At 72.9% G+C, this 13,724-nt stretch carries 13 protein-coding genes and 1 pseudogene; 3 read left to right on the forward strand and 11 right to left on the reverse strand.

Annotation, left to right across the window (positions count from 1 at the left end):
- Window positions 1–566: 566 nt before the first annotated feature.
- Entirely contained in the window at window positions 567–2,159 is a 1,593-nt protein-coding gene (locus tag ABZ945_RS06500; RefSeq protein WP_361264865.1) for a M4 family metallopeptidase, read from the forward strand.
- Window positions 2,160–2,384: 225 nt separating this feature from the next.
- Window positions 2,385–3,341, forward strand: a pseudogene (locus ABZ945_RS06505) (M28 family metallopeptidase); the annotation flags it as partial.
- Between the two features lie 73 nt (window positions 3,342–3,414).
- Here the strand turns inward: ABZ945_RS06505 and ABZ945_RS06510 are convergent.
- The 8 genes from ABZ945_RS06510 to ABZ945_RS06545 all read right to left on the reverse strand — a co-directional run bounded on the left by ABZ945_RS06510 (window position 3,415) and on the right by ABZ945_RS06545 (window position 10,382).
- Window positions 3,415–4,641 (reverse strand): glycosyltransferase, encoded by a 1,227-nt coding sequence (locus ABZ945_RS06510; RefSeq protein WP_361264868.1) that lies wholly within the window; start codon window positions 4,639–4,641, stop codon window positions 3,415–3,417.
- 32 nt (window positions 4,642–4,673) lie between these two features.
- Window positions 4,674–5,618: an alpha/beta hydrolase gene (locus ABZ945_RS06515; protein WP_361264871.1), complete on the reverse strand. Its 945-nt coding sequence runs from the start codon at window positions 5,616–5,618 to the stop codon at window positions 4,674–4,676.
- A complete protein-coding gene (locus tag ABZ945_RS06520) occupies window positions 5,615–5,860 on the reverse strand; it encodes an acyl carrier protein (RefSeq protein WP_361264874.1) in 246 nt (81 codons plus the stop codon). The genes ABZ945_RS06515 and ABZ945_RS06520 overlap by 4 nt, the downstream gene beginning before the upstream one ends.
- Before the next feature lie 65 nt (window positions 5,861–5,925).
- On the reverse strand, window positions 5,926–6,918 hold the full coding sequence (locus ABZ945_RS06525) for a ketoacyl-ACP synthase III (RefSeq protein WP_361264877.1): 993 nt from the start codon (window positions 6,916–6,918) through the stop codon (window positions 5,926–5,928).
- A 37-nt stretch (window positions 6,919–6,955) separates the two neighbouring features.
- On the reverse strand, window positions 6,956–7,855 hold the full coding sequence (locus tag ABZ945_RS06530; RefSeq protein ID WP_361264880.1) for an alpha/beta fold hydrolase: 900 nt from the start codon (window positions 7,853–7,855) through the stop codon (window positions 6,956–6,958).
- A gap of 52 nt (window positions 7,856–7,907) precedes the next feature.
- Window positions 7,908–8,213 carry an acyl carrier protein gene (locus ABZ945_RS06535; protein ID WP_361264883.1) on the reverse strand — a complete coding sequence of 102 codons (306 nt, stop codon included), beginning with the start codon at window positions 8,211–8,213 and terminating at the stop codon, window positions 7,908–7,910.
- A gap of 16 nt (window positions 8,214–8,229) precedes the next feature.
- Window positions 8,230–9,243, reverse strand: a complete 1,014-nt coding sequence (locus tag ABZ945_RS06540; RefSeq protein WP_361264886.1) for a beta-ketoacyl-ACP synthase 3 — start codon at window positions 9,241–9,243, stop codon at window positions 8,230–8,232.
- A gap of 182 nt (window positions 9,244–9,425) precedes the next feature.
- Window positions 9,426–10,382 carry an alpha/beta hydrolase gene (locus ABZ945_RS06545; protein ID WP_361264889.1) on the reverse strand — a complete coding sequence of 319 codons (957 nt, stop codon included), beginning with the start codon at window positions 10,380–10,382 and terminating at the stop codon, window positions 9,426–9,428.
- A gap of 123 nt (window positions 10,383–10,505) precedes the next feature.
- Here ABZ945_RS06545 and ABZ945_RS06550 point away from each other — a divergent pair, with 123 nt between their 5' ends.
- Entirely contained in the window at window positions 10,506–11,117 is a 612-nt protein-coding gene (locus tag ABZ945_RS06550; RefSeq protein ID WP_361264892.1) for a TetR/AcrR family transcriptional regulator, read from the forward strand.
- 58 nt (window positions 11,118–11,175) lie between these two features.
- Here the strand turns inward: ABZ945_RS06550 and ABZ945_RS06555 are convergent, their stop codons facing one another.
- The 3 genes from ABZ945_RS06555 to ABZ945_RS06565 are packed head-to-tail and all read right to left on the reverse strand — an operon-like array spanning window position 11,176 to window position 13,705.
- Complete coding sequence (locus ABZ945_RS06555; RefSeq protein WP_361264895.1) at window positions 11,176–11,928, reverse strand: amino acid ABC transporter ATP-binding protein; 753 nt, start codon at window positions 11,926–11,928, stop codon at window positions 11,176–11,178.
- The gene (locus ABZ945_RS06560; protein WP_361264899.1) at window positions 11,925–12,812 is read right to left on the reverse strand and encodes an amino acid ABC transporter permease; all 888 of its coding nucleotides are present in this window, start codon (window positions 12,810–12,812) and stop codon (window positions 11,925–11,927) included. The genes ABZ945_RS06555 and ABZ945_RS06560 overlap by 4 nt, the downstream gene beginning before the upstream one ends.
- Complete coding sequence (locus ABZ945_RS06565; protein WP_361264902.1) at window positions 12,809–13,705, reverse strand: ABC transporter substrate-binding protein; 897 nt, start codon at window positions 13,703–13,705, stop codon at window positions 12,809–12,811. Before ABZ945_RS06565 ends, ABZ945_RS06560 begins: the two co-directional genes overlap by 4 nt.
- Window positions 13,706–13,724: the final 19 nt, after the last annotated feature.

Raw genomic sequence — 13,724 nt, forward strand, 5'->3', positions numbered from 1 at the left:
GTGGTGGGTCGGTCGGGCCCGGGTGACTGTAGTTCGCGGAACGGACCCGTCAGGAGACGACAACGGGCCAGAAATGACCAAGAGGTGGTCATACGTCTCCCCGGCGTGAGACCACAGCCCATCCGCGTTTCGGCCAACCGCGACCTCACCACCTCCCGTTGCGGGGACCGGGTCGATGCACCCCGCAACCTCCACCAGCCGCTCCATTCCTCCGTCCCCGTCCCCGTCCCCGTTCCCGTCGGCGGCGGCCGGCGGCGCCGGCCGGCCCGGCAGGCCTTGACGGACGCGCGGCTTCGGCACAGTTGGCCGGGAGTTCTGTTAATTCTTCGGCGACCCACGCGTCTTGCCAGATGGTGCGCGTGTGATCGAAGGTGCAGACGAGTCGTCAGCGTTGCAGGTGTGTGAAGTGGTCCAGCAGCAAGTTCGCGAACGGCCACACATCGGACATCCGTGCTTGGCATGCCCATGCAGCGCTGGCTAGTCTCCTGCCACCTCCGGGACGAACCGCCCCGGCCGGCGGGCGCCACCCACGCCCGCCAACCCCCCACTTACGCAATGGAGCAGACGTGTCATCCTCCATACCGATATCCCGCAAGCGCTTCGCCCTGGCCGGCGGAGCCGCCACCGTGGCGGTGGCCCTGCTGGCGGTCGGCGGCGCGAACTCCGCCGACGCGCTGGCCCCCGCGGGAACCCCGGACACCTCGCTCGCGGGCACGGCCGCCGCCCTCGGGCTGGACGCCCAGGAGAAGCTGGTCGTCCGCGATGTCGTGCGGGACGCCGACGGCACCGTGCACACCCGCTATGACCGCACCTACGGCGGTCTGCCCGTCCTCGGCGGAGACCTCGTCGTCCACCGCACGAAGGACGGCACGCTCAGAGGCGTCACCAAGGCCACCGAACGCTCCGTCGCGGTCGGCTCCCTGACGCCGAAGCTCGGCCCGGGCCGCGCCGCGTCGGCCGCCGTCGAGGCCGCGGTGGCCGCCGACGTGGAGAAGCCCACCACCGCGGGCAAGGACCAGGCCCCGCGCAAGGTGATCTGGGCGGCGGGCGGGACCCCCGTCCTCGCGTACGAGACGGTGGTGGGCGGAGTGCAGGAGGGCGGCACGCCCAGCCGCCTGCACGTCATCACCGACGCCACCACCGGCAAGAAGCTGTACGAGTACCAGGCGATCGACAACGTCGCCGACGACACCAGCCAGTACAGCGGCACCGTGGACCTCGTCGACACCCGCGGCGCCAACGGCTACCAGCTCGTGGACGGCACCCGCGGCGGGCACCGCACGGTGGATCTGGGCGGCCGCACCAGCGGCTCGGGCACCCTGTTCACCGACGCCGACGGCGTCTGGGGCGACGGGAAGCCGACCAACCGCCAGACCGCCGCCGTCGACGCCGCGCACGGCTTCGCCAAGACCCACGACTTCTACAAGAGCGTCCTGGGCCGCGACGGCATCCGGAACAACGGCACGGCGCCCACCTCGCACGTCCACTACGGCGTCAAGCACGCCAACGCCTACTACGACGACCCCACCTACTCGATCTACTACGGTGACGGCCGCGACGGGAAGAGCCCGCTGACCCAGCTCGACGTGGCGGGGCACGAGTTCAGCCACGGCGTCACCGCCGCGACCGCGCGCCTCGTCTACAGCGGCGAGTCGGGCGGCCTGAACGAGGCCACCTCGGACATCTTCGGCACCGCGATCGAGTTCCACGCCGGCAACACCGCCGACAAGGGCGACTACTTCCTCGGCGAGAAGATCAACTACTTCGGCGACGGCAAGCCGCTGCGCTACATGGACACCCCCAGCCGGGACGGCGAGTCGGCCGACTACTGGGACAGCGGGACCCGGAACCTGGACGTCCACCACTCCTCCGGCGTGGCCAACCACTTCTTCTACCTGCTCTCCGAGGGCAGCGGGTCGAAGGTCATCAACGGCGTCCGCCACGAGAGCCGCAGCAAGGACGGCTCCACCGTCACCGGCATCGGCCGGGACAAGGCGGTGAAGATCTGGTACAAGGCGCTGACCTCGTACTTCACCTCCACCACCACCTACGCCGGCGCCCGCCAGGGGACGTTGCAGGCCGCCGCGAGTCTCTACGGCGCGGGCAGCGCCGAGGTCGCCGCCGTGGGCAAGGCCTGGACGGCCGTCAACGTCAAGTGACGCCCTTCCGGCACGCGCGGGAGGCCCCGTCCCCCGGCTGCCGTGACGGCGCGACGGTGCTCCCCGTGATGCCGCCGCCGCGCGCCTGACCCCCGGGTGGCCGGGGACGGCCGGCCGCCACCCAGCCCGGCCGTCCCCACCACCCTCACCCCCACCCCCACCGGAACCGGGCCTGATCCGGCCACCGCGGCTCCGCCCGCTTCCCCCACCGCACAGGGAGACCCCATGACGACCCTCACCGCCACGCGGACCACCCCCGCCCTCGCCATAGCCGCCGGTCTGCTGGCCACCCTGCTCGTCCCCGCCGCCCAGGCGGTCCCGGCCGACGTCGGGACCGCGGCGACCGCCGTCGCGCCGGACATCCCGGTGGCCAACGTCAAGGCGCACCTCAACCAGCTCTCCACCATCGCCGCCAACAACGGCGGCAACCGCGCCCACGGCCGCCCCGGCTACAAGGCCTCCATCGACTACGTCAAGGGCAAGCTGGACGCGGCCGGATTCACCACCAGCATCCAGCAGTTCACCTCCAACGGTGCCACCGGCTACAACCTGATCGCCGACTGGCCCGGCGGCGACCCCAACAAGGTCGTGTTCGCCGGAGCCCACCTGGACTCCGTCAGCTCGGGCGCCGGGATCAACGACAACGGCTCCGGCTCGGCCGGCATCCTGGAGACCGCGCTCGCCGTCTCCCGCACCCAGTACAAGCCGACCAAGCACCTGCGGTTCGCCTGGTGGGGCGCCGAGGAGCTCGGCATCGTCGGCTCCAAGCACTATGTCGCCAACCTGCCCCGCACCGAGCGGGCCAAGATCTCCGGCTATCTCAACTTCGACATGATCGGCTCGCCGAACCCCGGCTACTTCGTCTACGACGACGACCCGACCATCGAGAAGACGTTCAAGGACTACTTCGCCGGCCTCGGGGTGCCCACCGAGATCGAGACGGAGGGCGACGGCCGCTCCGACCACGCCTCCTTCAAGAACGCGGGCATCCCCGTCGGCGGCCTCTTCACCGGAGCCAGCAGCAGGAAGACGGCGGCCCAGGCGCAGAAGTGGGGCGGCACCTCCGGGCAGGCCTTCGACCGCTGCTACCACTCCTCGTGCGACTCCACGGCGAACATCAGCGACACCGCGCTGAACCGCAACAGCGACGCGGCCGCGTACGCCGTTTGGGCGCTGTCCTCCTGACCCGCCGCCAGGCCGGGACGCGGCTCCCTTGACGAGTCGCGTCCCGGCCGCCGCAGGGGCGCCGTCCCCCTCACCCGTGGTGTGTCTCCTCGGCCAAGCGCGCCAGCAGTGCGGCGACGCCGTCCTGTTCGGCCATCGCGCGGGAGACCGCCTCGGTTCTGCGCCGGTAGCGGTCGTCCCGCAGCAGGGGCTCCAGTGCGCGCACCAGACCGGCGGTGGTGAGGCGGCGCGCGGGGAGGGCTCCGGGGGCGAGGCCCAGGCGCACGACCTGGCGCGCCCAGTAGGGCTGGTCCAGGCCGACCGGGACGGGCAGCGTGGGGACGGCCGCGGCCAGCGAGGCATGGACGGTGCCGGGACCGGCGTGGTGGACCGCGGCGCGGACCCGGGGGAACAGCCAGTCGTGCGGGCACTCCCCGATGGTGAGGACGCGGTCCGATGCCGCGGACAGCCCCGCCGCGCCGGACTGGACCAGCGCGCGCACTCCGAGCGCGGCGGCGGCCTCGGCGATCATCCGGCCGAGCCGGGCGCCGTCGAGCGTGCGCATGCTGCCGAAGCCGAAGAAGACCGGGGGCGGCCCGCTGTCCAGGAAGTCCCGCAGGGCCGGGTCCGGCCGCCAGCCGGGTGGCCGGGACGGTGTCCAGTGCCCGAGCGCGCTGTGCGGCGAGGGCAGCGGGGAGCGGGCCGGGAGGAGTACGCCGCTGATGCCGTAGTAGGCCCGGTGGCGGCGCATCAGGTGGGAGAGGAGCGCCCGGGGCCGGTCGGGCAGGCCGAGCGTGCGGCACAGCCGGCGCAGCGCGGGTGCGTGCATCGGGGCGAGGAGGAGCCGGGTGCCGAGGTCGGCGAGGGCGTGGCCGCGCCAGGGGGCGAGCGCCGCGAGTCGCGGCAGCACCATGGCGTGGCCGACGGTGTAGAGCCCGGTGCACGCCGTTTCCAGCCCCTCCGCGACGACCGCGCACAGCGGGTGCAGCAGGGGGTGGGCGAGGATGAGGTCGGTGCCGTCGGCGGCGGCGTCCAGCAGGGTGCCGGAGGCGGTACGGGCGATGTCCTGACCGTTGCGGACCCGCGCCCCCAACGGCTTGGACCGGCCCATCAGTTCCTCCTGGCCGTCCAGTGGCATGACGCGCACCGGGAGTCCGAGGGCGGTGAAGCGCGGGGCGTGCCGGGCGGAGGTGACGACGGTGACCTGGTGGCCTGCGGCGCTCAGGCCGGTGGCGACACCGGTGTAGGGGGCGATGTCGCCCATGGTGCCCCAGGTGGCGAGCAGCACGCGCAGGGCGGGCGCGGGTACGGAGTGCACGGCGGCCTCCCCGGCGTGGTGGCGGTGGGCGGTCAGGGGCGGGTGACGAGGGTGCCGGGGGTGGTGAGCGGCCGCCGGTGCAGGAAGCGGCCGATGAGGTCGGCGAAGTCGGCGTCGCGTTCCATGTGCAGCAGATGGTCGGCGTCCCGCATGACCGCCAGGGTGGCGTGCTCGATGGTCGCGGCGACGGCCCGGTTGTCCTCGACGGTGGTGACGCTGTCGTGCGCGCCGACCCCGACGAGGGCGCGGACGCCGGTGACGCCCCCGGCGGGCAGCGGGTCGTTCAGGAGCAGGTGGCCGCGGTCGGCGACATAGCGTGCCAGCGGGTCCCGCGGTGAGGCGGTGAGCTGGTTGCGCAGCATCCGGGCGGCCGCGCGGATCATCAACCGGTCCGCTCCGGCCCGGGGGTTGGTCAGCAGGTCGACGAGGCGCCCGGCGGCCTCCCGGTGCGGGCCCGGGCCGGGCGCGGCCTCCCGGGCCAGTCCCTCGTGGATGAGGGTGCGCAGACGCGGTCCGGGACGGGGGGCGGCGCCGAAGAGCAGGAGGTGGGTGAGGCGTTCGGGGTGGCGCTGGGCGAGGCGGTAGGCGACCGGGTAGCCGGAGGAGACGCCCAGTACGGCGAAGTGGCCGGGGCCGGTCTGGTCGGCGGCGTGCAGGGCGGCGTCGGTGAGGTCGTCCCAGCCGAGGTGGTCCCCACCGGAGTGGTCCCCGGCGCGGCGGGGGGTGCGGGCGGGCGGGAGGTCGGGGATGACCAGGGGGTGCCGGTGGCCGAGTCGGCGTTCCAGGCGGGCCCAGGAACGGCGGTCCTGCAGGCCGCCGCCGAGGACCAGCAGCGGTACGGACGCGGGGGTGTCGAGGGGGTGGAGTACCCGGCACGGGAAGTCGCGGCCCCGCCAGGCGATGAACCGGTCGTCCGCCGTGAACGGCGTGTCCGCGGAGGCGGGCACGGTCGCGAGGGCCGGCGGGGCGGCCGTCACGCGGCGGCCGCCCGGTGGCTCTCGATGTAGGCGGCCAGTTCGGCGACGGTGGACTGGCCGGACAGCACGGTCTCGGTGAACACCAGGCCGTACTCCTCCTCCAGCACCATCGCCAGCACCGCGACCGCCATGGAGTCCACCCCGGCCTCCGTCAGCGTGGCCGTGGGCGTGACCGGGCCCGCGGGCAGCGCGGCCTGCCGGGTCAGGATGTCGATGACGGTGCTGAGCATGGGGGCGGCCATGGCCGGTGTCTCCTTCTCGGATGAGTTCTCGGACGAGGTGTACGGGGTGGAGGGTGGTGGGCGGATCACACCAGGGCGGTGAGGTCCTCGGGCCAGACGCCGGTGGTCGCGGCCCAGGACAGGCCGCTGCCGAAGGACACCAGGGCGATGCGCCGGCCGCCCTTGAGCGTGCCGTCCGCGGCGCTCTGGGCGAGCAGCAGCGGGACGGAGGCGGCGGCCGTGTTGCCGACGGTGGCGATGTTGGACGGCATCCGTGCGGCCGGGTAGTCGAGTGCGGCGGCGACGGCGTGGGTGATGGCGGCGTTGGCCTGGTGGGCGAGGAGCAGTTCCGCCTCGTCCAGGGTCCAGCCGGCCGCGGCCACCGCCTCCCGTACCGCTCCGGTCATCCGGCGGACCGCCTGCCGCAGGACCTCGCTGCCCCGGAGGCTCAAGTACAGGTCGCGGGTGCCGTCCCCGGGCTGCCGCTGCCGGGTGCCGCCGGCCGGGATGGCGATGATGTCGGCCAGCTCGCCGTCACTGCCCCAGACCGTGGGGCCGAAGGTGGCCGGCTCCCCCTCCTCGGCGGCCCGCAGCACCACGGCCCCGGCGCCGTCCCCGAACAGCGGGGCGGTGTTGGGGTCGTCGGGGCGGACCATCGCCGACGCGTTCTCCGCGGCGACCACCAGGACGGTGGCCGCGGCTCCGGTGCCGATCAGGCCCCGGGCCACCTCGCAGGCGTAGAGGAAGCCCGAGCAGCCGGCGCTGAGGTCGAAGGCCGGGATGCCGGTCATACCGAGACGGCTGGCCGTCTCGGGCGCTCCGGCCGGGCAGAGCCGGTCGGGGGTGGTGGTGGCCAGGACGAGTGCGTCCGCCCGTCCGAGCCCGGCCGAGTCCAGGGCGCGCCGGGCGGCCTCGGTGGCGAGTTCCACGGTGGCCGTGCCCGGTGCGACACGGTGCCGCCGGGCGATGCCGATCCGGCGGCGGACGAACGCGGCCGTCTCGGCGGCCATGATGTCCTCGTTCTCCACCACGTCCGGCGGCAGCCAGCCGCCCAGTCCGCACAGGACTGCCTGTCGCACGGGAACTCTTCTCTCTCGGGGCCGGTCGGAGGAGCGGTCAGCGGACGGCGTCCGCCGTCACCGCCGGGCGGCCGCCGCCGGACCCGGCCAGATAGGGCAGGCCGTCGAGGGGACGGCCGGTGAAGTGGCGCATCACCAGGTCCCCGGCCTCGTCGCGGCGCTGGAGGAACAGCCAGTGGTCCGCCTCGCCGATGGCCGCGAAACGGCTGCCGTCGATGGTGGTGGCGAACGCGCGCTGCTCGGCCGCGCTGCTGATGGTGTCGTGCTCCCCGCAGAAGACGAGGGTGGGCACCCCGGTGAGACCGCCGACCGGGTCGAGGTTCTCCAGTACCGACCGCTCCATGGTGCGCAGGCCGTACGCGGTGTCGGTCACGGTCCGCAGGGTCATGCGCCGCACCAGTCGGCGGACGATGTCCCGGTTGCGGACCGTCGCCTCGCCCGCCGGGCAGAGGAACATCTCCATCAGGGTGTCGACCAGGGCGCCCGGGTCGCCGGACGCCATCCGCTCGGCACCCCGGCGCCACAGCCCGCTCAGCTTGTCGCCGATGCGGACCGGCACCCCGCCGAGGGCGAGCCGGGCGATCCGCTCCGGCCGGCGCTGGGCGCACCGGTAGGCGACGGCGGAACCGAAGGAGTAGCCGAGGAGGTTGACCCGCTCTGCCCCGAGGTCGTCCAGGACCGTGTCGAGCACCCGGCACATGGTGTCCATGTCCTGCTCGGCGCGGAGCGGAGTGGAATCGCCCGCCCCCGGTAGGTCCACGGTGACCAGGTCGGCGTATGGCAGGACGTGCCGGTGCAGGATGGACCAGCTCCGCATGGACTGCAGCACTCCGCCCACCACGAGCACCGGCTCGACGGCCGAAGTCTCCCCGCTGATGCGCTGGTAGGAGAAGCGCAGGCCGTCGTGGTGCAGCTCCCGTGTGCTGGTCCCGCCCACGCGGTCCTCCCCCTCCGTCCGGCCCGCCATCCGCCCCACCCCTCCCCGGCCCTCAGTCGCGGGCCGTCGCCGTGGACGCCGTCCGCCCGCCGCCGGCCCGCCCGAGTTCGTCGTGCACCAGCTCGGCCGTCTGCCGCAGGGTGAGCTGGTCGGAGGCGTGCGAGTCGTCCAGCTCGATGCCGTAGTGGTCGGACAGGGTGACGAACAGCTCCACCTGGGCGATCGAGTCCAGGGCGAGGCTGGAGAAGGTGGCCTCCGGCCGTGCTTCGTGCGCGGGCACCTGGAATTCGCGCTGAAGGTAGCGGGTGACGAAGTCCAGCGGGTCCTCGCCGGTGGTGTCCACGGGGGCGGTGTCCATGTCCGGGGTCCTCACGTCAGAGGGTGGGTGGGATGTCGGGCCAGGTCAGTGCGGCGGCACCCCAGACGGCGCCGCCGCCGAAGGCGGTGAGCAGGGTCCGGGCGCCGGGCGGGACGGCCTTGTCGCGCACCGCCTCGTCCATGACCAGGGGGATGGACGCCGAGGAGGTGTTGCCCACGGTGCGGATGTTGCCCAGGCAGGCGGCGGCCGGGACGCCGACCAGTTCGGCGACCTTGTCGAGGATGCGCTGGTTGGCCTGGTGCCCGATGAACGCCTCGACCTCCCCGGCCGACCAGCCGACGCCGGCCAGGAGGTCCCGGGAGACCTCGGTCATCCGGCGCACCGCGTGCGAGAACATCTGCGGGCCCCGCATGCGCAGGCACCGCTCACCCCGCTCCTCGGGCCGCTCGGGTTCGGGCCGCCGGGACCCGCCGGCCGCGATGACCGCCAGGTCCACCTGGGTGCCGTCGCTGCCGAGCCGGGTGGCCAGCACCGCGCCGGGCTCGTCGGCCTCCCCGGCCCGCAGGACGACCGCCCCCGCGCCGTCGGCGAAGACCACGGCGGTGCCCCGGTCGTCCTGGTCGGTGATGGTGGACAGCGTCTCCGCCCCGATCAGCAGCACCGTGCGGGCCATACCGGCGGTGATCCAGGCGCGGCCGGCCGCGAGGGCGTAGGTGAAGCCCGAGCAGGCCGCCGCCAGGTCGAAGGCGGGGACCGGTCCCAGCCCCAGTCGCGCCGCGACCCAGGGTGCGGTGGCCGGGGAGTGGTGGTCGGGCGTGGTGGTGCAGACCACCACGAGGTCCACCGACTCGGCGGCGGCGCTGCGCAGTGCCGCGGCACCGGCCCGCACCGCCAGGTCCCCGGTGCTCGTCCCCTCCCCCACCCAGCGCCGGGACTCGATCCCGGTACGGCTGCGGATCCACTCGTCACTGGTGTCCAGCCGGGCGAAGGGCTCGTCCGTGTTGCGCACGACCCGCTCCGGCAGGCACGAGCCCACACCGGTCAGAACCGCGACGGGCGGTGACGCCATGACACCTCCAGCTGGCCGTCCGCCGTGATCCAGGCGGCTGCGCGCCACCGTAGGGGCAATTCCACGGGGGTGTCCCAGCCCTGACGATCAGTAGCCCATAGGGAGTACGACTCGCACACGTGCACCTATCCAATGGGCCCCGTATCGTCCGGCGCGCACACGGTGGCGCCCCCCGGAGGCGGTCAGGAAGCCGCCGAGCGGCGGTCCCGACGGGGGGCGAGGAAGGACCGCACGACGATCAGCAGTTCCTCGGGGGTCTCCTCGGCCGGGAAGTGTCCGCACTCCGGAATGACCACCGTGGTGACGTCGTCCCCCGCGCGTTCCATGGTCGCACCGACGGCCGGACCGAGGTTGTGTCCACCGCCGACCGCCAGGACGGGCAGCGTCAGACGCCGGGCCGCGCGCCGCTGGTTCTGCGCGATGGTCTCGTCGAGCGCGCGGTAGAACGCGAAGCTGGCGCGTAGCGCGTCGGGGTCGGCGGCGAGGGTGTCGATGTAGTGCCGGACGGCGTGGTCGGGCAGCGGGCGGGCGGCCTTCGTGGCGAACTGATGACCGAAGAAGAGGTGTTCGCGCCCCCGGACCAGTTGCTCGTTGAGGCCGTCGAGACGGTTGAAGGCGAAGTGCCACAGACGGTTGTTGCCCTCCTCGCTGCCGAACAGGGGCGGTGAGGGGGTCAGGCCGGGGATGACGGCTTCCGCGACCGCCAGCCGTTCGACCCGCCCGGGATGATCGGCGGCCAGCGCGTAGCCGGTCCACATGCCCACGTCATGGCCGACCACGGCGAAGCGCTCGTGCCCCAGACTGGCCATCAGACCGGCCATGTCGCGGGCGAGGGTGGCGGTGTCGTAACCGGTCGCGGGCCGTTCGGACAGTCCCACCCCCCGCGCGTCCACCGCGACGACATGGAAGTCGGCGGCCAGGGCGGGCATCACCAGGCGCCACGCGTACCAGGTCTGGGGCCAGCCGCTCAGCAGCAGGACAGGCGGCCCCTCCCCGCCGGTCACGGCGTGCAGCCGCACACCGCCGACGTCGACGTAGCGGCTGGTGAAGGTGTCGGCGAAGCCGTCGGGCAGGTGAGGCGCCCCCTGGACGGAACCGCGCCCCGCGATCATGGCGCACTTCTCTGACGACAGACTCATCACAGCACTCCTCCGGTCGTCCCATCATCTTGTATCGAACAGTACAAGATGACTGTACCGATCAGTCCAAGATGGAGATAGGGTCGACCCGAACGCGGAGTCGGAGACGAGGAGGTGCCGGCCATGGCGGGACGCAAGCAGTTCGACGTCGACGCGGCCGTCGAGCGGGCCATGCTCGTGTTCTGGCAGCAGGGTTACACCGACGCGTCCCTGGACGCTCTCGGCTCCGCGACCGGACTGGGGCGCGGCTCGCTCTACGGCACCTTCGGCAGCAAGGACGCCCTGTTCCGCCGATGCCTTGACCGGTACGCGGCTCACTACGGCGCGCGGTACGACCATGCCCTCATGGCCCATCCTGGAGAGCCCGCGCGTCTGGTGGAGGCGTTTCTCGACGTCACTCTGCGCCGTATCGCCGATCCGGCCGTTCCGGCCGGCTGCCTGATCGCGCAGTCCCTCGCTCAACTGCCGGTGCTCACGCCGGACAGCGCCGCGCATGTGCGCGACCTGCTCCAGGCACAGCGCTCGCGTCTGCGCGCCGCCTTCACCGGTCTACGGGCCGAGCCGCACGTGCTGGACGATCTGTCCACGTACGTCGTCGCGGTCAACCAGTCCCTGGCCGTGCTGAGCCGGGCCGGGTCCCCGGCCGCCGAGCTGCGGACCGTGGCCGCGCTCGCCGCCCGAACGGTCGGCAGCACCCGGCCACCGGCCACCGCGGACAGCGTCGCCGCGGAGTAGCGGGTGCGTCCGGCGAGTTCCCGACAGGTCGGGCTCCCCGCCGGCGGCGCGGCACACCTCACAACCGCCCCGCCTCCACGATCCGCCGCAGGAACCTCCGCGTACGCTCCTGCCGAGGCTCGCCGAACACCTCCTCCGGTGTCCCCCGCTCCAGCACCACTCCGGCGTCCAGGAAGCAGACCTGGTCGGCGACCTCGCGCGCGAAGGCCATCTCATGGGTCGCGATCACCATCGTCATGCCCTCGTCCTTCACCTCGCGGACCAGGCCCAGCACCTCCCCCACCAGCTCCGGGTCCAGGGCGGCGGTGATCTCGTCCAGGAGCAGCAGCCGGGGCCGCACCGCCAGCGCCCGTACGATCGCCGTCCGCTGCTGCTGGCCGCCGCTGAGCCGGTCCGGGTACTCGTCCGCCTTCGCGCCGAGCCCGAGCCGCTCCAGCAGCTCGCGCGCCCGCGCTTCGGCCTGGGAGCGGGAGAGGCCGTGGACGCGCTGCGGGGCGAGGGTGATGTTCTGCAGGACGGTCAGATGCGGGAAGAGGTTGTACGCCTGGAAGACCACCCCGATCCGCCGCCGCACCGCGTCCGCGTCCGTACGGGGGTCGGTGATCTCCTCGCCCTCCAGCCAGATCGCCCCGTCGTCGATCTCCTCCAGGAGGTTGGCGCACCGCAGGAGGGTCGACTTCCCGGACCCCGACGCGCCGATCAGCGCGGTCACGGTGTGCGGGGCGACCTCCAGGTCCACGTCCCGCAGCACCAGCGATGTGCCGAACGACTTGCGGACCGCCTCCATCCGCAGCACGGGCGCTGTGCTCATACCAGTCCTCCCTGGGCCCGCCGCCGGTCCATCCGGGCCGTCACCCAGTCGGTGAGCCGGGTCATCGGGATGGTCAGCGCGACGAAGACCAGGCCCGCCACGACGTACGGGGTGTAGTTGAAGTCCTTGCTGGCGATGATCTGCGCCGCGTAGACGGCGTCCACCGCCCCGGCGATCGAGACGAGACCGGTGTCCTTCTGGAGGGAGACCAGGTCGTTCAGGAGCGGCGGCACCACCCGTCGTACCGCCTGGGGCAGTACGACGAACCGCAGCGTCTGGCCGCTGCTGAGCCCCAGCGACCGGGCGGCGGCCCGCTGCGAGGGGTGCACGGACTCGATGCCCGCCCGGAAGACCTCCGCGACGTACGCCGAGTACGTCAGCACCAGGGCCGCGCCGCCCAGCAGCACCGGATCGTTGGTGACCCCCTGCAGGCGCAGCGCGGGCACCCCGAAGACCACCATCAACAGGCAGATGATGAGCGGCAGTCCGCGGAAGAAGTCCGTGTACACGGTGGCCAGCGCCCGGATCGGGAAGAACACCGGTCCGCGCAGTGTGCGGGCCACGGCCAGCAGCAGGCCGAGCGCGAGCACGGCACAGCCACACACCGCCAGCAGCCGCAGATTCAGCCACAGGCCCTCCAGGACCTGGGGCAGCGCCACGCGCGCGTAGTGCGGGTCGAAGAACGTCTCCCGCGTACGGTCCCAGCCGGGCGAGCCCGTGATCAGCAGGAACAGCACCACCCCCGTCACCAGCGTGCTGGTGGCGGCGATCGCCGTCGCCCGCCGGGTGCGGGCCCGCCGGTGGCGTTCGCGGGTGATCCGGCGCTCGGAGGGGACGTAGGTGTCCTCCTCGGGGAGCGTCTTGTACGTCTTGTGCAGGGTCACTTGAGCACCGGCGCGTCGACGGCGTCGGAGAGCCACTCCTTCTCCAGGGCGGCGAGCGTGCCGTCCTTCCGCAGGGCGTCCACCGCACCGCTCACGCAGGAGGTCAGCGTGGACTCCTTGTCCAGGACCAGGCCGAACTGCTCCGCATCATCGGATGAGTTCGTGAACTGGCCGACGACCTTCGCCTCCGGCACCTCGGCCCCCGTGATGTAGAAGGCGGTGGGCAGGTCCACCACGATGGCGTCCACCTGGCCGGTCTTCAGCGCCGACTTGGCGAAGTCGTTGCGCTGGTAGACGGCCGGCTTCGTGGTGGGCTTCACCCGGTCGTTGATGAACTCCAGGCTGGTGGTGCCCACTTGGGCGCCCAGTTTGACGTCCTTGAGATCGGCCGTGCTCTTTGCCCCGGCGGCCTTCGACGACTTGAGCGCGACGACCGCCTGGCGCACGTCGTAGTAGCCAGAGGAGAACGCCACGGCCTTCTTCCGGGACTCGCTGATGGAGACCTGGTTGATGTCGAAGTCGAACTTCTTGGCCCCGGGCGCGAAGGCGCTGTTGAACGGCACGTGCTGCCAGACCACCGCGTCGCGCGCGTACCCGAGCCGCTTCGCCACGGCGTACGCCACCGCCGACTCGAACCCCTTGCCGTTGGACGGCTCGTCGTCGGAGAACCAGGGCGCGTAGGCGGGCTTGTCCGTGCCGACGGTCAGCTTCCCCTCGATCTCGGTGGCGAGCCCGCCCGGCGCGCAGGCCCCGGTCGTCGCGCCGGCCTGGCCCGAAGTCTTCGTCTTCTCCTCCGGTTGCGGGGCGCAGCCGGTCAGGGCGGCGCAGAGGGCGACGGCGGAGCAGGCGGCGGTGACCGCGGTGACCAGGGAACGACGGTTGGCGAGATGCATAGCGGGAGACTCGCAGTGC

Origin of the sequence: Streptomyces sp. NPDC046887, assembly GCF_040644755.1 — a bacterium.
GTDB classification, from domain to species: domain Bacteria; phylum Actinomycetota; class Actinomycetes; order Streptomycetales; family Streptomycetaceae; genus Streptomyces; species Streptomyces lichenis.